A 22,996-nucleotide genomic window follows, 5' to 3' on the forward strand; every position below is an offset into this window, starting at 1 on the left:
CAATAGGTCGGATAGACTGTATGACTGCCTCAGTTTTGAGATGTGCGTTGTAAAAATCAAAAGTCACACGCTCATTCAAGGGCCCTATTTTCAATGCTCCCCTAGCTCCATGTCCGCAACCCACTCATATTATTCATGTTAATTGTCAATAAAGCACTGCATCCATCGTATTGGCGTAATACAAGAGAAATATACACGCACGTAACATTTCTTTATCATTTAGCATCGCAACGTTCAGGGAATATCAGTTAGAGAACTCAATCAATGAAAAATGAAGAATTGGATAACAAAATATGCGAAGTTGCCTGTCTATCTCTTGCCATCATGGTCTTGGCAGGAACGACTCTTAGACCTTTGTTTAACGAGCAGCACTACCTATTTACTCTGATTGGGTGTTTCAATTTTCTTATTGCATTCAGTTCGTATTGGTTAATAAAAACGAAGCGAGTGACTCAACATGCAGCAACGTTAGTTCTTACCGTAACGGGGATTTGTTTAGTTCCACTCCTATGGATTTCAGGGGGGCTATTTAGCCAGTTCAATTATCTCATTCCCGTTATTCCAGTCTTTACCTGCCTGTTTGCTAACTGGAAAGTAGTGCTCGCTGTTAGCATTAGCTTAATTTCATTAGTTTTACTTATGTACTTAAAAATGCACTGGTTCATCGATATAGACCAAGAGATCCATTACTCAGAAAGCAAACAAGTCGCCAAGACATTTTGGCTATTAACTTCCATTGTCGTCAGTGCTGCACTTGGTTACTACCATCGAGCACAAAACCAGCAAATAAAGACGCTCCTACACAAGCACGCTTATGTTGATCCTCTGACTGAAATTGGGAACAGACGCTTCATTGAAACCAATTTATCTCAAACTTATGAACAGGTGAAAGCGAGCGAAGGAGCACTCGGTGTCATGATTATTGATATCGATCACTTCAAAAAATTTAACGACAACTTTGGGCATGAAACTGGAGATAAAGTCCTCAAAGAAGTCGCACAACAACTAGACACACATATTGGAAGCGGCGGCCTAATCGGCCGATTTGGTGGTGAAGAATTTCTTATCGTTTTACCGGAACTTTCTAAAAACGAATTCGAGCAAATGGGCAATAACATCGTCAATATCATCCATTCGCTTGAAGTAAAAGACAGTGATATACAACATAGTGTGACGGTCTCTATTGGCGGTTATTGGCAAGACGGCGCTCGTTTAATGCCTATTAATAAGCTGGTGAAACTCGCCGATAACGCACTCTATAAAGCAAAGAGTCGCGGTAGAAATCAATTTATCGCACACTGCCAAAAGACCGAGGACAGACAAGAATTGTCCTATATCATTTGAATACAAAAACCTTGGAAGTGCTAGATGGTAAGGATTTGAGTGGCAGGTATATTTGTATGATGTTTCATACCATGACTAGGGCGTGTTGAACTTTCGAGGTTCAATTTCGTTCGAGATAAATCCGCTCAAAATATCAACAAGCCCTTAAATGGCATATCACTGAAATGGCAGTATCATTGTAAATACAAAGCCCCTCACTCTAGGGTGCAAGCCTATCAATAGTCCACTTGCCTTCATGCTGAGAAAATAAGAAACGATCATGAAGTCGGCTCTCACCACCTTGCCAAAACTCGATGGTTTCGGGTTTGATGCGGTACCCACCCCAGAAGCTTGGAACCGGGATTTCACCCTTCTCAAACTTCTTTTTTAGCTCTAAAAACTTGCCTTCCAGCACACCACGAGCAGAGATACGGCTGCTCTGCTTACTCGCAATAGCGGCTATTTGACTGTCTTTCGGACGAGAAGTGAAATACTTCATATTCTCCAAAGCAGTGAGCTTTTCTGCCGTCCCGGTAATATGGACCTGACGCTCCATTGAATGCCAAGGAAAATGTAAGCTAATCTTACTGTTAACGCCGATCTGCTGCGCTTTTCGGCTTCCCAAATTGGTATAAAAAACAAACCCGTCTTTGTCTGCATTTTTGAGTAACACAATACGCTGAAAAGGCTGTCCATGCTCATCCACAGTGGCAACCGTCATCGCTGTTGGATCGGTCAAATTGGCATCAATAGCTTGTTGCAACCAGCCATTAAACTGGTCAACCGGATCCGCATTGAGATCACGTCTTCTCAATCCGTCTTTTGCGTACTCTCTGCGAATGTCTGAAAGTTCCATAGTAGCTCCTAATCATTTTACTCGATTGTGCTCTGATAGGCCTTAGAACTCAAGTATGTTGTCACACACAAAGTTCAAAAATGAAGCTAAACTGAATGATAAGCCACAAAGCCAATGCTAAACATGACCTAAATAAAATAGATATCATTAATAATGATTAGCAAAACCTTAACATTTGAGTCAATTAGTAATAAAATCAATTAAATAATAGCTATGGTAAGGAAGTACCGTGAGCAAAAGCAGTTACGAAAAGCTCTCTCCTACAGAATTAGATTATGTTGATGACAAAACTGCAGCGCTTTTGCTCAATACCCCGAGTAGCGCTCGTGTAATGTTATGGGTCATGATTCTCTTTTTTATTGTCGCTATTGCCTGGGCATCTTGGGCTGAAATAGACAAAGTGACTGTCGGTCAAGGGAAAGTCGTTCCTTCGTCACAAGTTCAGGTCATTCAAAACCTTGAAGGGGGTTTAGTGAAACAAATTCTCGTTCAAGAAGGGGATTTTGTTGAAAAAGGACAGCAGCTACTACTCATTGACGACACTCGCTTTCGGTCTGATTTTCGCGAGCGTGAGCAACAGGTATCCAACTTAACAGCCAGCGTGTTTCAACTTGCAGCGTCTATTTCTAGCGTAGTGGTAAAAGACGAGTTTAATCTCGACAACTGGCAGACCAACGTCACGATCAATTACGGGCAACTTGTCTTCCCCCCTGCACTCGCCGAATCCAAACCTGAGTTAGTTGCACGGCAAAAAGCCGAGTACCGGCAGGATCTCAATAATTTAAGAAACCAAATCTCAGTCATTGATCAGCAAGTCTCACAGAAACTTCAAGATCTCGTAGAGACCCAAGCCCGCATAAAAAACCTCCGACAAAGCTACGATTTCGCCAATAAAGAGCTCGAGATTACTCGCCCTCTAGCTGAAGAAGGCGTGGTGCCACGCATTGAACTATTGAAACTTCAAAGGCAAGTGAACGACACTCAGCGAGAGCTCACATCAAGCGAATTGAAAGTGCCTATACTGCGTTCGGCGATCAGGGAGTCCATGCTCAGTCGTATTAATGCGGCCCAAGATTTTCGTTCTGAGCAACAAGAGAAACTTAATGAAGCGCAAGACAGGCTCTCTTCTATGACGGAATCCAAAATAGGGCTAGAAGATCGTGTGAACCGGACGGTTGTGGTTTCGCCAGTGACCGGAACTGTGAAAACACTCTACGTCAATACCGTGGGCGGGGTTATTCAACCAGGTATGGATATCGTCGAGATCGTACCCACAGAAGATACACTCTTAGTCGAGGCACAAATTGCGCCACAAGACATTGCATTTTTGCGCCCTGACTTGACCGCTATTGTAAAATTCAGTGCATACGACTTTACCAAGTACGGTGGCCTAGAGGGCTCGCTGGAACATATCAGCGCGGATACAACGCAAGACGAGGAAGGAAAAAGTTTCTATTTAGTACGTATTCGCACAAATCAAAAGGGATTAGGTACAGATGATACTCTACCCATCATCCCTGGTATGACAGCCTCGGTTGATATTATTACCGGAAAAAGAACGGTGATGAACTATCTTCTAAAACCAATCTTAAGTGCTCAGCAGAACGCGCTAAAAGAATAAAAACGATAACTTCGATGGCTTTAACCAGCACTAAAACTGCGAGCTATAGAGCGAATTCAACGACCAATGGGATGGTATATGACCACGTACTTGCGACTCGGGATGTAATTCTTTCATGCACAATTATTGGCTGATATTACTACTGGTACTATTTACTGCATCTAACTCGGTGGCTCTGAACACTCAAGAGCAACAATGGGTCGATGCAGTCCATAATACCTATGGTGATAGAGCAGGGAAACGAGTCGATACGTGGCGCAAAAAAATGGCAGTATTTCATGGGTTGCCTGAACGAGATCAATTGACAGAAGTTAACCGTTTTTTTAACCAACTTAACTTTGTGAATGATATCAACCTCTGGGGAAAGAAAGACTACTGGGCTACACCCCTTGAATTTTTGGGCGCCAATGCTGGTGACTGTGAAGACTTCACCATTGCTAAATATTTTTCTTTGCTCGAACTTGGTGTTCCAGATAAAAAACTTCGTTTGGTTTATGTTAAAGCGATAGAACTCAATCAATTCCATATGGTTCTAGCTTACTACTCTACACCGAGTGCGGAACCGATTATTTTAGACAACATTAACGGACAAATTAAACCAGCCTCAAAAAGAACCGATCTACTGCCTATTTACAGTTTTAATGGTAAAAATTTATGGCTGATGAAATCGAAAAAGGGCCAACTGGCTGGGGAGTCCTCGCGCTTGAGCTTATGGAATGACCTAAGAGCAAGAGAACGATCACTAAAACTTAACAAACCTATTGTTAGTTACGATGAGTAAGCAACATGACACTATATAAACAGCTTGTCGCTGGTATGATTGCAGTTTTTGTAATGCTGATGGCATCGGTATTCATTATCGAGTTCAATACCACACGAGATAACCTCGAGCAGCAGCAACGTTCGGAAGTCAATAACACCATCAACACGGTCGGACTCGCACTCGCACCTTACCTACAAGATAAGGATATCGTTGCGGTTGAATCGGTCATTAATGCCCTTTTCGATGGCAGTAGTTACGCCATTGTCCGATTGATATTCTTAGATACAGGCGAAGAGATCCTGCGCTCTTATCCGATAAAACCGAACAATGTTCCAGATTGGTTTACCAACCTTGGGCTGTTTGAGCGCATTCACGATCGACGTGTGGTGACCAGTGGTTGGATGCAACTGGCTGAAGTCGAAATTGTCAGTCACCCTGGGGGCGCATATGTTCAACTCTGGAACGCTCTCCAACGCCTCGCTATTGCTTTCTCCATGATTTTCGTACTCGGATTGCTTTCGATTGCTTTTATCCTGAAACGGGCTCTTCGACCGCTGCAACTTATCGTTGAAAAAATGGAACAGGTTGCCAAAAATCAATTTGGTGAGCCACTTCCTAGGCCTGCAACTAAAGACTTAATCTACGTTGTCGACGGCATTAACAGCATGTCTGAACAAGTTGAAAAAGCGTTTCGCGCGCAGGCAAAAGAAGCGCAGCAGCTTCGTGAGCGAGCTTATATTGACCCAGTATCTAAGCTCGGAAACCGCGCTTACTATATGAACCAGCTCAATGCTTGGCTGAGTGAAAATTCAAACGGTGGCGTCGCTATTTTAGAAGCTGGATTTATCAAAGAGTTGTACGATGAAAAAGGCTATGAATCCGGTGATGGTATGGTCCAGCAGTTGGCTGATCATCTTAAAATTTCCATCTCATACCCTAACCTAACCATTGCTAGAATTTCGACTGAGGAATTCGGATTTATATTCCCTAACATCGATGACAGTGAGCTAAAAATCGTTGCAGAGAGTTTGCTTAGCTATGTTCAAGACATTAATTCCGACCCGACAGGAACTGCGGCTCTGAACCTATCTTTGGGCGTGGTTCATACTAAAGATTCAAAATCCTCAACCGAGATTTTAACCCTGCTTGATAACGCACTAGCGACGGCTAAGTCCAGCCCAGAAATAAGATATGGTTATGTATCCAGTACAAATACTCAGAACATCATGGGTAAGCAACAATGGAAAGCACTAGTCGAAGAAGCCATTCACAACAATCTTATACAGTTTCGCTTCCAAGCTGCCAACAATAGTTGGGGGCAAACCTATCACCGCGAAGTCTTTTCTTCGATCGAAAAAGATGGGGAGCGCTTTAGTGCAAACCAATACCTGTTCGCATTAGAGCAATTGAACGCCAGCCATATTTTTGATGAATTCGTCATTAATTCGATGATCGATAAGCTAGAGGCAAACGAGTTTGTTGATCCTGTCGCAATCAACATATCCCAAAGCAGCATTTCCCAACCAAGTTTCATACGTTGGATTGGTCAAAAACTGTCGAAACATACCTCGATCACCGACAAGCTTCATTTTGAGATTCCAGAAACATGCTTTAACACCTCACCTCATCATACCGCACTGTTTTGTAATGCAGTTCGTAATGCTGGTGCAGAATTTGGGGTAGATAATTACGGAAGGAACTTCCAATCTCTCGACTATATCAACGAATTCAGACCTGCTTATGTAAAACTGGACTACCTATTCACTCACCATTTAGATGATGAGAAACAGAAGTTCACTTTAACGTCGATCTCACGGACAGCGCACAACCTTGGCATCAAAACCATTGCATCTCGTGTAGAAACACAAATGCAGCTCGACTTTTTGTCTGAGCACTTTATTGAAGTTTTCCAAGGCTTTATTGTCGACAAATAACATGAAGGTTTAACTGAATGCAGGATCCGCTACTTAATTCGCTCATTTATGTGAGCCGCTATTATGGATTAGCAAATTCACCAGAAGCATTGATCAATGGCTTACCATTGTCAGAAGGTAAATTAACGCCCTTTTTATTCCCGCGTTCAGCTGAACGCGCAGGTTTGGTTGCAAAAGAAAATCAGGCTCAATTAAAAGACATCCCAACTCTGATTTTACCCGTCGTCCTTCTACTCAAAGATGGCGACGCATGTGTGCTTAATAGCATCAATCTAGAAAAAGAAGAGGCGGAAATAGTCACAGGTGAATCCGGGCTTGTTCCAATCTCGATCTCGCTGGCAGATTTAGAACCCCAGTTTACCGGACGATATTTCCTAGTTAAAAAACAGTTTCGCTACGATGAACGATCGCCTGAAATACTGAAAACTCGCGATGGACATTGGTTTTGGGGGACTATTTGGCAGTCGAAAAAAATCTACCGCGATGTTTTTATTGCATCCATACTGATCAATATTTTCGCCATTGCCGCACCCATGTTTACTCGCTTAGTTTACGATAAAGTTGTGCCAAACTTGGCTTTTGAAACTCTGTGGGTGTTAGCCAGCGGCATCTTCATCATTTTCTTATTTGATTTATCACTAAAACTGTTACGAAGTTACTTTATTGATGTTGCGGGGAAAAAGTCCGATATTCTCATTTCCTCGAAGCTGTTTAGTAAAGTCCTTGGCATTAGAATGGAATCCAAGCCGCCTTCCGTTGGCGCTTTTGCTCGACACTTGCAAGAGTTCGAATCGATTAGGGAATTTTTCACCTCAGCGACGATATCTTCATTAATCGATCTGCCGTTTTCATTGCTCTTTCTTGCCTTAATTTGGTTGATGGCTGGCGATCTCGTCTATGTGCCGATTGCCGGAGTTTTGATCCTAGTTATTTACTCCCTTTTAATTCAAGGACCACTGCGACGTGCGATTGAAGAAGGGTCTAGACTAGCATCTCAGAAATACGCCAACCTCATCGAAAGCCTCGCTGGCCTAGAAACCCTCAAGCTGTTTGGCGCTCAAAGTCAGTTTCAGTATCGTTGGGAAGAGGCGGTTGCGCATATGGCGAACTGGAACATCAAAAGCCGACGTATTACAGACGGTATTCAAAACACGGCAGGCTTTGTTCAACAGGCTTCAAACGTTGGCATGATCATCCTTGGTGTTTATCTGATTGCTGAAGGCGAGTTAACCATGGGTGGCCTGATTGCTGCGACGATGCTAAGTGGACGAGCAATTGGCCCTATGGTCCAGCTTTCACTGCTCTCTACTCGTTATAACCAGGCTAAATCGTCCATGTCTATCATCGAACAAGTGATGGGGATGCCCGATGAGCAAGAAGAAGGCAAGCGATATATTCACAGACCCATCGTCCAAGGAAAGATTGAACTTGACCGAGTCACATTCAACTACCCAGATTCTCCTATTGCTTCGATTCGTGAACTTAGCTTAACCATAAATCCTGGCGAAAAAGTCGCCATTATAGGTAGAATAGGTTCAGGTAAAACCACACTAGAGCGCCTAATTATGGGCCTGTACCAGCCTATTGAAGGCAGTGTACGTATTGATGATACGGATATTAAGCAGCTTCATCACATTGATATTCGTAGAAATATCGGCTGTGTCCCCCAAGACAGTAATCTATTTTATGGTTCAATTCGTGACAATATCACCCTCGGTCGTCCGTTAGCAGATGATCGCGATGTCATGGACGCAGCGAATCGAGCTGGGGTAACTGTGTTTACTCAGCAAGATCCAGCGGGTCTTGAACGCCAAGTCGGTGAAGGAGGACTGCTATTATCGGGCGGCCAAAGACAAGCCGTTGCCATCGCTCGGGCAATTTTGGGAAGGCCACCCGTGCTTCTTCTTGATGAACCAACAAGCGCGATGGATAATCGTTCTGAAATGCACATCAAGCATCAACTGGGTCAAATGAAACCCAATGAAACGTTGATTCTGATTACTCATAAAACGTCAATGCTGGATATTGTTGACCGCGTTATTGTGATGGAAAAAGGCAGTATTATTGCCGATGGCCCTAAAGCGCAGGTTCTTAATAGCCTAAAACAAGGCAAAGTTCGCGCACCGAATAGCTAGGCCATTAGGCCATAACAGACACGTCTGAAATACAATGCCCATCAAAAAAAGCTCTGCAACGTTGCAGAGCTTTTTTGTTATGTTTATTCTCTTACAAGCAGTCTGAATCAACTATACCTGTAGATGATAGGTTAAAGCGGAAATGGAATAGTGACGGCTATAGTACAAGCCATTGCAATTTGAGGAAGAAATAGTGCTGATAAAATAGTTAATGCTTTAATATTTTTTTTCATTGTTCTTTCCCTATAAAATAAATTAAATATGCGTAGATATAAATTTTATATATTATTTATATCTCTGTATTGCCTGTAACAAGGCAATACCAACCTATTCCAAGTAATTATAAATTGCTGTAAAACACAGCTTGATTGACAGATTAATGGTGCAATTCGACTACTCATCACAAAATAATGTAACGTGTGTATTTAGCTCAATATTGAATCCAAAAACCTCTGACAATCATAATCAGAGGTTTAGTTTGAATCAGACTCTAAGGTTGACGAGCCACGGTACAAAACAGCAAATACCTAGTTGGTATTAACACCAATTGCACGCTTAGTTAGGTAAACAAACGCCAACTTCTTTCCATACCCCCCATTGACCAGTACTTTGTGGGTCTTCACCCCTTGTCCACCATTTTGCTTCATAGGCTTTACCGGCAGATGAAACTTGCTGACCACCTGTATATACCGCTCCTTTATCCCAAGGAGTGCTGCAAGTGTTCCCACTCGTTGTCGTTTTAAGTACTGTCAAATTAGAAGTAGTCGAAGCATCAGCCTGTCCATCACTGACTAACACTACAAAACTGAGAAATGCATCTTCTGTGTATTCTGCCGCTACAAAGCTGACGCTCGATCCTTGAATGATAGCCGATATCGAGTTAGGCACATCCCACGAGTACGTCAACGTATCACCATCAGCATCAATCGATGAGGAAGCGTCAATCACGACTACATCACCGGCATTAACCTGAGTAGGTGCTGAAATTAAAGCAACAGGTGGCGTATTAACTGGAACTATCTCTTTTGGGTTAACAGTCACGGTGACGTTATCACTCGATTTTGCACCTTCGTCGTCTGTTACTGTTAATGTAAATGACAATCTATCGACCTGAATAACTTCTGCTATCTCAAAGCTAGCTATTGCACTATTTCCATTGACCAAAGAGACCGGAGTTCCTGCTGTCTGCTCCCAAAGATAAGACACGATTGTACCATCACTATCTTTTGAACCATTAGCATCTAATGTAACCAAGGCAGGTCCAGTAATCACTTGATCGTTACCCGCACTTGCGGTTGGTTTACGGTTAACAGGGTCAGTTGTTCCACCCGCTAAACCTTCATGCATTGCATTTAAAATATCACCATTATCCGCATCTATTTCCCATGAGAATAGTCCAGCCAAACCTAAATTACGGGCATATGCGCCTTTTGCCTTCACTGATCGAGCATCATCAAATGTCACTAGTTGGCCTGATGTTGGATTCCAAACCCAGGCAGCTTCTGCCTGTTCATCGTACCCATACTCAAAGCCATTAATACCCGTGCTATTGGCACCAAGCATGAAGTCTTTCACGCCTTTATAATCAATAACACCATCTTCCCAAACTCCTTGGGCACTTGTACCTTTTAGCTTACCATTGCCTACTCCAGTCATAGGATCTAATGGATCGTTTAATGAAGAAGGCACTACCCCTTCCCAACCTCGACCATACATCGCAGCGCCGAGTACAAGCTTATTCGCTGGTACACCCTGGGCAAGCAATAGTTGGATGGCATTGTCTGCTGTATACGCAGGGCCTTTATATGGTTCACCCGCTTCATCTAAGCCAGAACCATCACACTGACCAGGGCGCATAAATCCGCCACAGTATAGACCGGTCTGGTGCCCAACTATGTTATTCCAACCACCATAAAAATCGTAGGTCATAGCAAAAATGTAGTCCATATATTGAACGGCATCAGCGTAATCTACGTCTTCAATCTTGTCGTAGCCAACACCTATTGCTGACGTTAGTTCATACGTACGACCCGTAGCTGCCTCTAACCCATCGAGCATCGTCCGTAACTCTTGCATCAATGCGATGTAAGCTGGACCATCGTTTATCTGGTCGCCTAAATCTGAGGCTTGACCCCCACCGCCTGGGAATTCCCAGTCAATATCAACACCATCGTAGAATTTCCATGTTTTGAGAAACTTCTCTACTGATGCAACAAACGTGTCTCTATTGGCTTTTGTAGTGAAATCGAAGAATGGGTCTGATAATGTCCATCCACCTATCGAAGGAATAATCTTAAGGTCTGGATTACGCTGCTTTAGCGCCATCATCATTGCATAATTACCTTTGATAGGCGTGCTGTATTCATGCCCAGCCTGAGTGAAGCTTTTCTGAAATGCCGCCCATGGGTCATGGATCACGACTTCATAGTCATTAACACCATTACAAGCGGTCATGAGTGCATTGTAACTGTTACCACCTACTGATTTTACAGATTCATTCGGACCACAAATTGGGATAAAGCCATAAAGGATATGGGTCAAATTATCTGCAGGGATGTTATCTACCGTATAGTCTCGACCATAAATACCCCACTCAACAAAGTAGGTTCCAACCACCGTAGAAGGGTCGGTCGTATAGGTCTTATTGTTCGGATCAATATTCATGGTAAGTGGTGCTAAATGAGCACCGTCTGTATCGGCAATAGTGACCTCTACAGGTGCACTTTTACTACAACCTGTTTGATCACAAGCTTCGATTTCCATTTGGAATAAACCACCGCTTGGGTATTGAAAGGTGGCTTCTGTCTGGCCGCCAGAAATAGGACCTGTCGCTACCTGTGTTCCATCAAAATAGATATGATATGTATCTCCAGTTTGGCCACTCCATTGGTTGAACTTTATTGTAATATCAGCCTGATCATAATAAGTCACCATATCGTTGTAGCCGGCAGTCGTTTCCATAGCCAACTCTATTTTTGAAAATTGGAGATTGTTAGATCCATAGACATCTATAGTAGGAGCGCTAGGGGCGGCATTCGCTAAGCCAGAAAAGGCTATCGCGACACTCGCTGCGCACATCGTTATACGATTCATATCGTTATCGTTCCTTGAATGTTTCACTTAAGTTTGTGGCGCCAGCGATCAATCTTCAATTCGCTGAATCCGTTCGTTCTAATCCCAAATAGGGGATGTAAGAACATTAAACTCAGTATTCTAGAAACTTATTTTTTTAGACGAAAAAATAAACACACTTACGAGACATGAATAAAAAACAAACAGATGTTATCAGCTTGTTGCATTGTGTTTTTGATATCGAGTCAAGAAAATAGCCTGACGCTATCTACACTTCAGGCTATTGTCATTCAACTAAATAGCCCGAAACTTGGCAGTAAAATGCCTTAACACAGAAGGCTCGTATTCAAATTCAAGCCCTTTCATCTGCTTGGCATGTTTACTCACTTCAATAATGGCATCTGCGACATAATCCATATGATCATTGGTATAGACACGTCTTGGAATAGTGAGACGCATTAGCTCTAGCTCTGCGGCTTTTTGCTTACCAGTTTTGGGATCTCTCCCCAGTAGCAATGAACCAATTTCAACAGCCCTAACACCAGCCTCTAGATAAAGGGCATTACATAAGGCTTGTGCGGGAAATTGTTCTGGCGGTATATGCGGTAAAATTTTAGCGGCATCAACAAAGACGGCATGTCCTCCCGTAGGGTACTGGATCGGAATGCCAGCTTCTCTGAGACGTTCTCCCAAATACTCCACTTGGCTGATGCGGTAATGCAAGTAATCTTCATCAGCCCCTTCATACAGTCCTCGGGCTAACGCTTCCATGTCTCGCCCTGCCATTCCGCCATATGTCACAAACCCTTCCATTGGAACGCATCGAGTTCGTACTGCCTGGAACAGTTCTTCATGATCACGGATACAACACAGCCCACCAATATTAACCAGCGGATCTTTCTTGGCTGACATCGTTAACATATCTCCGTATTGATACATCTCGCGGATAATGTCTAGAATGCTACTGTCTTGGTAACCAGCCTCTCGCTGTTTAATAAAATACGCATTTTCGCAATAGCGAGCGGAATCAATCACCACAGGAATGTCGTTTTTACTCGCAATCTCATAGACAGCGCGCATGTTCGCCATAGAGACCGGTTGCCCACCCGAGCTATTACAAGTGACTGTCGTGATGATCGCACAGATATTTTCAGCGCCGTATTCAGTAATCGTGCTCTGCAGCTTATCCAGATCAAAGTTACCTTTCCAATCATAAGCCTTGCCGGTATCAAACGCCTTCTCTGTTAACACATTGATGGCCTTACCACCGTTTAACTCAATATGCCCAGCTGTTGTATCAAAATGATAATTGGAGATAAAAACCGGCGCGGTCCCTCCCCTTACCTGTTGCATCCGTTCGATCAGTGCTGGAAACAATATCTGCTCCGCCCCACGCCCTTGGTGTGCTGGAACCGTTAATTTATAGCCAAAGAAATGTTCTACAGCATCACACAAATGGTAGTAATTTCGGCTACCAGCGTAAGACTCATCGCCCATCATTAATCCGGCCCACTGGTGATCGCTCATCGCGCCTGTACCAGAATCGGTCAATAAATCGATGTATACATCGTCACTTCGAAGTAAGAATGGGTTGAGTCCAGCCTCTTTGAGTGCAACTTGGCGGTCTTCAAGTGTGGTCATTTTGATGGGTTCAACCATCTTGATTCGAAATGGTTCTGGAATGCGTTTCATGTGGTTTTCCTTTCTATATCTTTACGGCAGGTGCAACTCGTCCTGCACACTCTGCCTGAATGTACTTTAATAAAATCGGGAGGTACTTTAATAAAAATAGGGTAAAGCGGTGCAAAACACCGATAGAAAGAAACTAAAGGATCTGTTTATTAAGAAGGGATAAGCAGTAATCTATATTATACCAAGGTGACAAAACGAGCGTGCCATCAAGCCGATACGTTAAATCCAAAGCGTTGCCTCCATATTAATAAATGATGGCAACAATATAGCGGCAAGGTGATATCGATGTCTGTGATGCTTGGCTCAAAAAATCGTCCTGTAATTTATACCACTCAATTATCGACATCGAGCTATTGTTGAAACTTAAGAGAAGAATTGTCCAACTTCTAACATGCCCTCTATTGCCTTTATTTTTATTCCTAGGCAATCTCTTAAAGTCATTTTTGAGTCACACCTAGGATAATTCCAATGAACGTACTAAAAACGCTGTCATGTACTTGTGCTTTAATCATTAGCCATTCTGCATTTGCGGATATCACCATTCAAATTCCCGACAATATCGAATTATTTATCGCTAATGGTGAAAAACCAGAATTGGTGGGCGGGTTTTTCTCGGCGAATAAAACGTTGACACTTCCCAATGGTGAGAACCAAATTGCTTTCCGCTACTCGTCTCTTTTCGATCGAAGTAACGATAGGACCACCGTAGAAAGCGATACGATCATCGCTAAGTTTGAAGCTCAAGATCAAGAGCTGACCTTTTCACTGCCTCAATACCGTAACGAAAGAGAGGCTCAAACAAAAATCAAACAACTAGAATGGTCTCTGATTAATCAATCGGATGAAGTGATTGAGGTGCACGAAGATAAGCTTATGAAAGAAGGAATGCAGCTCGGTAGAGATTACCAACGCGAAGTCGCTGATTACAACCGAAGCAACGGCATTGCAGCGATCACGGCGACGAGCTTCGTTGCTGCCAGTGCAACCCCAGCCATTTCTGCCGATCCTGCTTTAAAACAAACGTCGGGTAAAAACGTAACAGCAGAGAGTACGGCGGAAGAAATGCTGCACTTTTGGTATGACAAAGCCGATGCTGAAACAAAAGCCAGATTCAAAGCGCATATTAATCAGTAAACCTCTTTGGTCCTTAAGTACATTTCGCCATGCAAGCCATTTTGCTGCATGCATGGCGTAACGCTTTTGACTATGTCCAGAACATCATTGCAATCAACGTCAGGGCACCAATACACGCAGCGTTAAGGACAAGGCCGACTCGCATCATCTCTTGCTGCTTAATGTGACCAGACCCAAACACAATCGCATTAGGTGGAGTAGCGACAGGTAGCATAAACGCACAAGACGCCGCCACCGCGATTAAAACCGACAAAATAACCGGTGATAACCCAAACACCTCAGCAACCGAAGCAAAAACAGGAATAAGCAAAGCGGCACTGGCTGTATTACTGGCGAACTCAGTTAAGAACACCACAAAGGCAGCGACAATGAGAACAATGAACACAAGACCAAATTGTGAAATTAAATCGCTTAATTCATTAGCCAAGAAAACACTGGTTCCCGTCGCTTTCAGCACGTTACTCAAACAAATACCGCCACCAAATAGCAACAACACGCCCCAATCTGCGGTTTTTTCGATGTCTTTCCAATGAACAACTCGTGCAAAGTTCACCATCACAATCGCGGTTAAGGCAACGATGGTATCAAATTTTGCGTACCCACCAAGCATCGCGTTAATAGGTTTACTGAAGATCCAACACAATACGGTGACGGTAAAAATAGCAAGTGTCACTATCTTACCTTTATCCCACTCTACGGGGGTTTTATTGAGTTCGAAGTCTCCTTTTAGGTCTGGCTTAATGACGAAATACAATACGACGATAGCGAGAGGAAGCAAGATCATGGCAGCGGGAACACCAAAGGCCATCCATTCCGTAAATGTTAAACCAACCTCAGCCGCAGCAATGGCATTCGGTGGGCTACCGACAATGGTCGCAATACCGCCAATGCTGGCACTATAAGCGATGCCTAACAGCACAAACACATAAGTTTTATGCCCTGTTTCTGCATTCACTTTACTCAACACACCCAGTACCAGTGGCAACATCATTGCGGTTGTTGCGGTGTTGCTTATCCACATGGACAGACCTGCTGTCACGCCAAATAGCATGTAAACTGCTACGCTCATGCGGCCCTTTGCCAGAATCAGTACTTTATCCGCAATGACTTTATCAAGCCCTTGCCGGTGCATGGCGGCGGCCAATGCAAATCCGCCAAGAAAGAGAAAGATAATGGAATTAGAGAAGTTATTGAGTGCCGTCTGAGTATCAAAGACACCAAAAAGAACCGCCAAAATGGGAACCAAAATAGCGGTCACGGTAACGTGTAGAGCTTCCGTTAACCAAAGGATGGCAATAAATGTAAGCATACTCAGGCCCAAAACGACTTGAGGATCAAACGGCAGCGTTTTATACAAAAACAAGCACAAAACAACATTCGATAAAATAATGAGGCTGTTACGGTTTAAAAACCACTCACGTGTATTTGAGGGGAGTGGCACACTGTCATTTCGGTTCATGGTTATTGTTCCTTTCTAGGTAAATCTGACAACAATATGCTTACATAGAAATAACCATTTAAATAATTCACGCTACGAAGTTGTTAACCACATCAACAATAAGGTTAATGAAGTTAACATCCTGAAATAATTATTAATTTAAAATAAGTTCACCTCTCGTATAACGCCAAGATTATCAATAGAACTATCAATTTACTTCACCAGTAATTGATCAAAGCTCTCGAATACTTGAGGACATGTCATCACTCTTCCATGTCCCTGCCCGGTGGTCGCGTGAAGCGTTACAGTGCTAATGTTGTTCGCAGCGCGTTCCGATACAGAAAAGTCAGCAAACTTATCTTTGCGATCATGGACGATGATCGTGCTAGCTGAACGCTTGCTGAGTTTTCCATAAGGATCCACAGACTGAATGGGGTAATGGTACTGCTCCTCTATTTCAGACACTATCGCTTCAAAAAGTCGCAGCGAATACCCAGAACGTGCAACGCTGCCGAACAAGTTGTCGAGGTAATCCAGCACTGGAGCAATCAATAGCATTGGGCAGTCGATAATTTTTCGGTGGTGGCACTCCAATGCCGATGCCGTGCCCATACTGTGAGCAATGACACCAGCCACATCTTCTTCAAAGCTATCTAATATCGCTTCCAAGCCTTGAACAAACGCTGGAATATGACCATAAATACCATCACTTTTTCCGTGAGCAGGGTGATCGTAGGCCAAAGCGGTATAGCCCTTACTTGCTATGTGCTCCATCAACGGATAAAACTGACTCGCCGTTCCGGACCACCCATGACTTAATACCCATATTGGTCCTTGACCAAGTTGATAAGTTTTCAACACCCCATGTTCCATTCTGACTTCGCCTTTCACCAACCCCTTCGGCTCACTGTTTTTAGGCGGCGTTCTCATTGGGGTAAGTAGCAATCTTCGTGCAACTTTTTTAGCGTGCTTTGGCGCGACGGTATGATGAAAACGGGTCGAGAGATTCAACAAACTGCGCTTTACGCTAAATTTTGCTGAAGTATTAAAGTAAATTTTGTCACTCATGTTCATTCCTTGATTTAGCCATTAATAGAACGACCGTGCTTTTTTAGAACGCAGTCAGTGTCAATAATTGTGTTTAGGGCCAATAGTCGCTACTTATAACCCGCGTTCATTTTCTTGTAAGACGATGTCTAATGTGAATCGATGTTATCACTGCGCCAACTGACAAAGAGTCGTTTAACACCTTGCCAAAAATGCTGATAGCTTGCTTGCTCACCTCGAATGGAATAAAAAAGGTGCGCACTTAAGTACAAACCATACAATTCAAATGCCGCTTGTTTCGGATCTAAATTTTGATGGAACTCACCACTTTCTACACCTTTTTCAATCTGAATTTGTAGGTAGTTTATCCACGTAGAGATCGTCTTCTTCAATGCAACTTGCGTTTCATTAGGAGAAGCGGCGTTATCTTTCCACGCATCCAAAAACATACAACTGCCTTGAAAAGAGTGGTTCCAACTTAACCAGTTATCCATCAACGCAATAAGCTTATCTTCAATACTGACAGTATCTTGTAATCTCGCGGGTGAAATAACCCGTTGCGTAAAAATAAGATTCGCGTATTCAAGTACACTGACTTGCAGATTATCTTTTGAGTTAAAATGCGCAAATAGACCACTTTTGGACATACCGCACTGCTTAGCAAGCGCTCCTATGGTTAAGCTCTCTAGACCATTGATGCTGGCAAGCTCAAACGCGGTATTCAAAATGTGTTCTTTGGTAACTCGGCCTTTGCTCATATTCATCACAAAAATACATTCACTACCCTATATTTAGCACGTTCGTACTTTTTTGCAAATTAAATGTTCATTATTCCAATACCGAGGCACAATGCGATAGAGGATAAATTTAAGGATATTCATGACCACTCTTATTGAACAACTCGCCTTTTCAGCATCGATCACCGGCCCTATCTGCCTTATGTTGTTTCTTGGTGTTTTACTTAAGCGAATCCGCCTAATCAATGAGAATTTCATTGATATCGCCTCAAAGTTGGTTTTTCAAGTCACCCTACCGGCGATGCTCTTCCTAAGTATTGTTCAAGCGGAACACGACTTTTCAAAGAGCGGAAATTTGGTGTTCTTTGGCCTCGTCGTGAATGCTCTGTTCTTTCTTTTTACCATGCTTGTCACTAAACGAGTCTTTCGAGAACCAAAAGATCAAGGCGTTATTATTCAGGGTGGATTTCGAGCTAACACCGCAATCATTGGCCTCGCCTATGTGGCGAATATCTATGGTGAATCAGGCGTCGCTTTGGCGGCAATTTATGTGGCCTCAACGACCGTGCTTTATAATATTCAAGCCGTGATTGCCCTTTCACCTACCGAGCAGGGTTTTGGCGCACAAGCCGTTAAAGTCATCGGCAAAACACTGACTCGAAATCCACTCATCATCTCTATTTTACTGGGTGTGATCGCCTACTCACTCTCGATCCCTATCCCAAACGTAGCGATAGATGCAGGACAATATTTTGCGGATATGACCCTGCCTTTGGCGTTACTTTGCACAGGCGGGTCGTTGAATATTCAGTCATTAAAACACGACCGAGCACCGACATGGTTTGCCAGTTGTTTTAAATTGATTCTAGCGCCGGTCACCGCCACTCTGGCAGCCGTTGCTTTCGGCTATCAAGGTCAAGAGCTTGGGTTGATTTTCCTAATGACTGCCGCACCCACCGCTGCGGCAAGCTATGTGATGGCTAGGGCAATGGGTGGCAATGCCACGTTAGCCGCCAATATTATCGCCTTAACCACGGTGCTATCTTTGATTACCTGCACCCTGGGTATTTTCACCTTGTCTGCCCTTAAGCTGATATAGGCATGAACCTAATATGAGCGGGCATCTGTCAACTGTGAGGTAGGAAAAATGCCATTTGAACTTTGTATTTTGAACAACATTGTATGATGACGACAAAAGTATGATGACGAAAAAAGTGACATAACCATCAATAGCATGCATTAAAATGAATAGCTTCCTAGCAAAACGCACCTATAGCGCTTTCTAACGCTATGGTATTACTGAATTTATTGGTACATTTTGGGTTTCTTTCCCCCAAGGTTATTTTTCATGTCCACCACAAATAAAATTGCGAGCATCGAGCTTGGTCGCGTTATCGCTATGCTGGCTATACTCTCTATGCACTGCCAGCTGTTTCTCGGGTATTTAGAGTTTGATGGCGAATCCTGGTTTGGCTATGTCTTCAATCAATCGACTCGTTTTGCTGTTCCACTGTTCTTTCTTATCTCAGGTTATTTGATTCAGCCAAAGCTGACTCTCGATCCCATAGGCACGCTTAAATCTTATTCAATGCCTCTTGTAAAAATCTGGGTTATTTGGAGCATCCTGAGTTTAGTCATGCCCTTTAATTGGGGTACCTTACTCAGCGAAGGTTACTTAGCAGAACGTTCCGGTTACTGGAATTACTTACTGCAATCACCATTAAACTCACTACTCGAAGGTGGCCTTGTCCACTTGTGGTTTATTCCTGCTCTAGTTTGCGCCGTGGCTCTTCTCGCATTCTTAATCAAAAGCAAACAAAGCGCGTTAATTATGCCCATCGCAATCTTGCTCTATTTCTATGGCGTGCTTGCCGGTAGCTACCAAGTCATCACCCATTTTGATGCGCCATTCTTTACTCGAAATGGTCCATTTTTCGCCACGTTAATGGTTGCGATTGGCTTTAAAATTCGCCAGTCTCAATATAGTTTGAATAGCAAGAGTGCATTATTAATTGCTGTGGTAGGTCTTGCTCTGCATATGGGAGAAGCCTGGAACCTACACCAATATGGCCAAGCTTTTAACGCAAACGACTATCTATTGGGGACGGGTATCTGGGCGATTGGTTGCTTTTTATGGCTATTGTCGAAACCAACACTAGGCGATTCAACGCTTGTTTTTTCATTGTCGAAACGAGTGTTGCCCATCTACGTAAGCCACATGTTGGTCATTATCTTTATGCTCAATATCGCAGGCATGCTTGAGTTAACACATGGCGTTAGAGATCTTGTGGTATGGTCAGGGTCGGTGTTACTGACGTATTTATTGGTTCTAGGGTTAGAAAAAACACCATTCAATACGTTGCTATTTCGGTGATAGCTAGTTCGGTGATAGCTATTTCAGTGACAATTATTTCGGTAACCGTTGTTTGAGTACTAGGTACTTCGATGACAACTGATTCGATAATAGAAAAAGGAGCCGATTATGTTTGTATTACTACTGATCGGCTCTCTATTGCTGGCAGCCCCCTCAGTCGCCTCGCCTTTAGTGGCTTGGCAATTTGTCAAAACTGAAGATGGGATCACTCTTCACAGTCGCCCGCACACCAACGGCTTGGTCGAGATTCGTGCTCAAATGTTCATCACTACCCGTTATTCCTCTTTTTTACTTCTGCTAGAAGACACGGAACATGTTCCTAACTGGATTGATAACGTTAAAAAAAGCCAGGTATTAAAACAGATAAGCCCAACTGAGAACGTGGTATACACTCAATTTCAAGCTCCCTGGCCAGCTCGTGATCGGGATATGGTGACTTATTCACGATATTACTTCGACCACGGCGCTTTTTTCCTCTTAATTAAAGATGCTCCAAGCATGTTAGCTAAGCAACCTAACTATATTAGAATTTCTGATGTAAAAGCCTTGTGGAAACTAGAAAAGCTAAGCAACGGCACGACTCACATTGAATACGTTGCTTTTGCTAACCCGTCGGGTGTACTCCCCCATTGGCTGATAAACAAACTCTCGATAAACAGCGCATTGAAAACATTCCAAGGGCTAAGGAATGAAATCGTCCACTACCAAAACGCTACGCACCCGAATATCAGTTCGGCTGACTCAGCGCTTTCTTTGAACAACCCGCAAACGGAATAAAAAGGATACCCAATCAATGGTATCCCTTTGCTCTGCGCTTCAAGCTTAAAACTCGCCGCTGATGCATCAACGAAACGATTGGTGGTTTACCACCAAGCTTCAAACATTGCGCCGAAACTTACCGTATCAACATTTGTTGTTGTGGCGCTTGGTCCACTCTTCTCTACATCCCCCACAGTGGTGTAGAAACGCAGCATTGGACGGCTCCAAGGTAAGCCCCCTAGAGAGATATTTTGAGACAATGTGACTTTCCAAGCTTGCTCTTCTGAATCATCTTGGTAATCCACCATTCCAAGACCCGCTTCTAACCACGTAGAGTGCGTGTCATCCCAGTTGTACATAGGGCGAACAATGGCTGCGTACTCTTTAGACTCAGTCTTAACGTCATCGCCAGAAATATCTTTGTAAGAAACTAGGTAGTCAATAAACACGTTGTCAGAAGGGTTTACGCCGCCTTCGACACTGGTGTAAAGCACTTGTTTTTTACCTGCGAGATCAAATGCTGAGTTATCCGCGCCATCACCATATTTCACGATCAGCTTGTGTGAAGATCCTAAACCTAACGTTGCACCGACTAACACCGATGTCTCACTGTTATCTTTATCAGAAGAGAAGCCATAGTTTGCGTAAAGATCGAGATTACCTATACCTGCATCAATACTGTGTAGCTTAGAAGTGAATGCGTAAGTACCGCTGTCGTTACCTTGGGCGCCACCAATATTACACTTGACGGGTTCACCCTCTTTATCCACCCCAGATCCATTTTCATCATTACAGTAAAAGTCCGTACCACCAGCAACCGCCCCTACAAATGCAAAGTCGAGTTTCGCACCACCAAAATCAAAGTTTTGAAAACCACCGCCTTGACCATCGTGAGACATCCAGAAGTAGTCGTTCAAACCTTGTTGAGGACGTTGGTGGAAGTCACGTCCCGCCCACACATAAAGATCCGGTTGGCTTTCAAAAATATTACTCGCCCCTGCGTAGAATTTTTTAAGGTTTACATCACCAGCAGATCCCCAGTCACTGTGAGCCCAGTGGTCAAGCATCACGGCGAGGTTCCACTTAACGCCACTTTCTGACTCGAAAATTTTACCAAACTGGAATTCGCCACCGTTCGCTTCATTACCTAGACGACCAATCGAACGGCCAGTACTGCCAATATTCACAAGCTTGCTATCACCTTGTTGGTAGAGAGCGCCGTAACGTGCATAACCAGAGAAGATAATACCTACTGGGACCTCTACATCAGCAGGTAAAGCCGATTGCTGTTGATCATCGGTATAATCTAGAGTCACTACCTTCGCTTCGAGCTCTTGGATACGTTGCTCTAATGCAGCAATATCATCAGCTGCAAAAGAAGAAACGGAAGCAAGTGAAGCAGCCACTGCTATGGTTAAAGGCAAGCGTTTAAAATTATTCATGTTATTTCCCTATTATTCTTCTTTATATTTATTTTGGTTCGAGGGAATAATAAGCAATGAAACAGTTGAAAATAGCGCTGTGTTTCACATCAAAACGAGAGTACCTTTGTCATGAAACAACAGGAAATTTTCGTGCACTCAGACAGGCTAATAAGCCCAATGGTTTAGCGTTAAAAGCGAAGGCTAAAGGTGATTTGAAAACGGTTTCATTTCATAGGATTTGATGGGATAGTTCACGAAAATTGCCCAGGAAATGATGTTCAATCGCAGGCAAACAATGAAAAATTTCACCATGATGAAAACATTCAAGCAAACTATCTGAAACTTACAGAATTAGGGAAAATCAAGCGAACAAATAGAATTTTCGTCACCTATCGGACCTCCCTGAAAAGAAAAAGTTCGCCGATTGCATTTGAGTATGGCAATCAAAAATAGACACCGTCATAACCGCCAGTGGTTAAGAGAGCGCCTACAAAACCGTATTAACCTAGACCTAAAGCTTTATCTACCGAGTCAACATCGAGACTTATATTCATCCTATTGTTTATTCTGTAAATAATGCTTGACGTATTAGAGCCATACCGTAAATATAACTGTGCAGAATGAATGAAATATTATTTACAACTAGGGCGCTTTGACCTTTCGAGCTGATTTTTGCAGCAACTTGAT

16 protein-coding genes are annotated in these 22,996 nt (G+C 43.2%); 9 read left to right on the top strand and 7 right to left on the bottom strand.

All coding sequences use genetic code 11. From position 1 onward, the window contains the following. The first annotated feature begins 264 nt into the window (after positions 1-264). Positions 265-1,344, top strand: coding sequence for a GGDEF domain-containing protein (locus tag A1QO_RS14930; protein WP_017040160.1), 1,080 nt, complete (start codon positions 265-267; stop codon positions 1,342-1,344). Positions 1,345-1,543: 199 nt separating this feature from the next. Here the strand turns inward: A1QO_RS14930 and pdxH are convergent, their stop codons facing one another. Continuing rightward, complete coding sequence (gene pdxH / locus A1QO_RS14935) at positions 1,544-2,179, bottom strand: pyridoxamine 5'-phosphate oxidase (RefSeq protein WP_017036744.1); 636 nt, start codon at positions 2,177-2,179, stop codon at positions 1,544-1,546. A gap of 229 nt (positions 2,180-2,408) precedes the next feature. Between pdxH and A1QO_RS14940 the strand changes: the two genes are divergently transcribed. The 4 genes from A1QO_RS14940 (at position 2,409) to A1QO_RS14955 (ending at position 8,632) form a co-directional block, all read left to right on the top strand. Next, positions 2,409-3,800 carry an HlyD family type I secretion periplasmic adaptor subunit gene (locus A1QO_RS14940; RefSeq protein ID WP_017037780.1) on the top strand — a complete coding sequence of 464 codons (1,392 nt, stop codon included), beginning with the start codon at positions 2,409-2,411 and terminating at the stop codon, positions 3,798-3,800. A 115-nt stretch (positions 3,801-3,915) separates the two neighbouring features. Further along, positions 3,916-4,581: a transglutaminase-like cysteine peptidase gene (locus tag A1QO_RS14945; RefSeq protein ID WP_017036742.1), complete on the top strand. Its 666-nt coding sequence runs from the start codon at positions 3,916-3,918 to the stop codon at positions 4,579-4,581. Between the two features lie 5 nt (positions 4,582-4,586). After that, positions 4,587-6,497 carry a bifunctional diguanylate cyclase/phosphodiesterase gene (locus A1QO_RS14950; RefSeq protein ID WP_017037782.1) on the top strand — a complete coding sequence of 637 codons (1,911 nt, stop codon included), beginning with the start codon at positions 4,587-4,589 and terminating at the stop codon, positions 6,495-6,497. 17 nt (positions 6,498-6,514) lie between these two features. Continuing rightward, on the top strand, positions 6,515-8,632 hold the full coding sequence (locus A1QO_RS14955; protein WP_017036741.1) for a type I secretion system permease/ATPase: 2,118 nt from the start codon (positions 6,515-6,517) through the stop codon (positions 8,630-8,632). 555 nt (positions 8,633-9,187) lie between these two features. On the opposite strand, the gene A1QO_RS14960 is transcribed toward A1QO_RS14955, so the two are convergent. Next, on the bottom strand, positions 9,188-11,725 hold the full coding sequence (locus A1QO_RS14960) for a glycosyl hydrolase family 18 protein (RefSeq protein WP_017041182.1): 2,538 nt from the start codon (positions 11,723-11,725) through the stop codon (positions 9,188-9,190). Positions 11,726-11,998: 273 nt separating this feature from the next. Beyond that, positions 11,999-13,396, bottom strand: a complete 1,398-nt coding sequence (locus A1QO_RS14965; protein ID WP_017037786.1) for a tryptophanase — start codon at positions 13,394-13,396, stop codon at positions 11,999-12,001. 468 nt (positions 13,397-13,864) lie between these two features. On the opposite strand from A1QO_RS14965, the gene A1QO_RS14970 reads away from it, so the two are divergent. Beyond that, the gene (locus A1QO_RS14970) at positions 13,865-14,530 is read left to right on the top strand and encodes a DUF2057 family protein (protein WP_017036738.1); all 666 of its coding nucleotides are present in this window, start codon (positions 13,865-13,867) and stop codon (positions 14,528-14,530) included. Between the two features lie 70 nt (positions 14,531-14,600). Here A1QO_RS14970 and A1QO_RS14975 read toward each other — a convergent pair whose 3' ends face one another. The 3 genes from A1QO_RS14975 to A1QO_RS14985 all read right to left on the bottom strand — a co-directional run bounded on the left by A1QO_RS14975 (position 14,601) and on the right by A1QO_RS14985 (position 17,773). Further along, the gene (locus A1QO_RS14975; RefSeq protein ID WP_017040158.1) at positions 14,601-15,989 is read right to left on the bottom strand and encodes an SLC13 family permease; all 1,389 of its coding nucleotides are present in this window, start codon (positions 15,987-15,989) and stop codon (positions 14,601-14,603) included. A 192-nt stretch (positions 15,990-16,181) separates the two neighbouring features. After that, positions 16,182-17,036, bottom strand: a complete 855-nt coding sequence (locus A1QO_RS14980) for an alpha/beta fold hydrolase (protein WP_017040157.1) — start codon at positions 17,034-17,036, stop codon at positions 16,182-16,184. A 128-nt stretch (positions 17,037-17,164) separates the two neighbouring features. Then, complete coding sequence (locus A1QO_RS14985; protein ID WP_026026589.1) at positions 17,165-17,773, bottom strand: TetR/AcrR family transcriptional regulator; 609 nt, start codon at positions 17,771-17,773, stop codon at positions 17,165-17,167. A 121-nt stretch (positions 17,774-17,894) separates the two neighbouring features. On the opposite strand from A1QO_RS14985, the gene A1QO_RS14990 reads away from it, so the two are divergent. The 3 genes from A1QO_RS14990 to A1QO_RS15000 all read left to right on the top strand — a co-directional run bounded on the left by A1QO_RS14990 (position 17,895) and on the right by A1QO_RS15000 (position 20,903). Continuing rightward, positions 17,895-18,851 (top strand): AEC family transporter, encoded by a 957-nt coding sequence (locus A1QO_RS14990; protein WP_017037790.1) that lies wholly within the window; start codon positions 17,895-17,897, stop codon positions 18,849-18,851. Between the two features lie 249 nt (positions 18,852-19,100). Next, positions 19,101-20,126 (top strand): acyltransferase, encoded by a 1,026-nt coding sequence (locus A1QO_RS14995; protein WP_017041183.1) that lies wholly within the window; start codon positions 19,101-19,103, stop codon positions 20,124-20,126. Positions 20,127-20,234: 108 nt separating this feature from the next. Continuing rightward, the gene (locus A1QO_RS15000) at positions 20,235-20,903 is read left to right on the top strand and encodes an START domain-containing protein (protein ID WP_017036732.1); all 669 of its coding nucleotides are present in this window, start codon (positions 20,235-20,237) and stop codon (positions 20,901-20,903) included. Between the two features lie 86 nt (positions 20,904-20,989). On the opposite strand, the gene A1QO_RS15005 is transcribed toward A1QO_RS15000, so the two are convergent. Beyond that, a complete protein-coding gene (locus tag A1QO_RS15005) occupies positions 20,990-22,327 on the bottom strand; it encodes a carbohydrate porin (protein ID WP_017041184.1) in 1,338 nt (445 codons plus the stop codon). Positions 22,328-22,996: the final 669 nt, after the last annotated feature.

Source organism: Vibrio genomosp. F10 str. ZF-129 (assembly GCF_000287055.2).
Lineage (GTDB): Bacteria > Pseudomonadota > Gammaproteobacteria > Enterobacterales > Vibrionaceae > Vibrio.

What these genes read in the sequence shown, in the direction of transcription:
- A1QO_RS14930 (WP_017040160.1), top strand. Translation starts at nt 265, where the DNA reads ATGAAAAATGAAGAATTGGATAACAAAATATGCGAAGTTGCCTGTCTA.
- pdxH (WP_017036744.1), bottom strand. Translation starts at nt 2,179, where the DNA reads ATGGAACTTTCAGACATTCGCAGAGAGTACGCAAAAGACGGATTGAGA.
- A1QO_RS14945 (WP_017036742.1), top strand. Translation starts at nt 3,916, where the DNA reads ATGCACAATTATTGGCTGATATTACTACTGGTACTATTTACTGCATCT.
- A1QO_RS14950 (WP_017037782.1), top strand. Translation starts at nt 4,587, where the DNA reads ATGACACTATATAAACAGCTTGTCGCTGGTATGATTGCAGTTTTTGTA.
- A1QO_RS14955 (WP_017036741.1), top strand. Translation starts at nt 6,515, where the DNA reads ATGCAGGATCCGCTACTTAATTCGCTCATTTATGTGAGCCGCTATTAT.
- A1QO_RS14960 (WP_017041182.1), bottom strand. Translation starts at nt 11,725, where the DNA reads ATGAATCGTATAACGATGTGCGCAGCGAGTGTCGCGATAGCCTTTTCT.
- A1QO_RS14965 (WP_017037786.1), bottom strand. Translation starts at nt 13,396, where the DNA reads ATGAAACGCATTCCAGAACCATTTCGAATCAAGATGGTTGAACCCATC.
- A1QO_RS14970 (WP_017036738.1), top strand. Translation starts at nt 13,865, where the DNA reads ATGAACGTACTAAAAACGCTGTCATGTACTTGTGCTTTAATCATTAGC.
- A1QO_RS14975 (WP_017040158.1), bottom strand. Translation starts at nt 15,989, where the DNA reads ATGAACCGAAATGACAGTGTGCCACTCCCCTCAAATACACGTGAGTGG.
- A1QO_RS14980 (WP_017040157.1), bottom strand. Translation starts at nt 17,036, where the DNA reads ATGAGTGACAAAATTTACTTTAATACTTCAGCAAAATTTAGCGTAAAG.
- A1QO_RS14985 (WP_026026589.1), bottom strand. Translation starts at nt 17,773, where the DNA reads ATGAGCAAAGGCCGAGTTACCAAAGAACACATTTTGAATACCGCGTTT.
- A1QO_RS14990 (WP_017037790.1), top strand. Translation starts at nt 17,895, where the DNA reads ATGACCACTCTTATTGAACAACTCGCCTTTTCAGCATCGATCACCGGC.
- A1QO_RS14995 (WP_017041183.1), top strand. Translation starts at nt 19,101, where the DNA reads ATGTCCACCACAAATAAAATTGCGAGCATCGAGCTTGGTCGCGTTATC.
- A1QO_RS15000 (WP_017036732.1), top strand. Translation starts at nt 20,235, where the DNA reads ATGTTTGTATTACTACTGATCGGCTCTCTATTGCTGGCAGCCCCCTCA.
- A1QO_RS15005 (WP_017041184.1), bottom strand. Translation starts at nt 22,327, where the DNA reads ATGAATAATTTTAAACGCTTGCCTTTAACCATAGCAGTGGCTGCTTCA.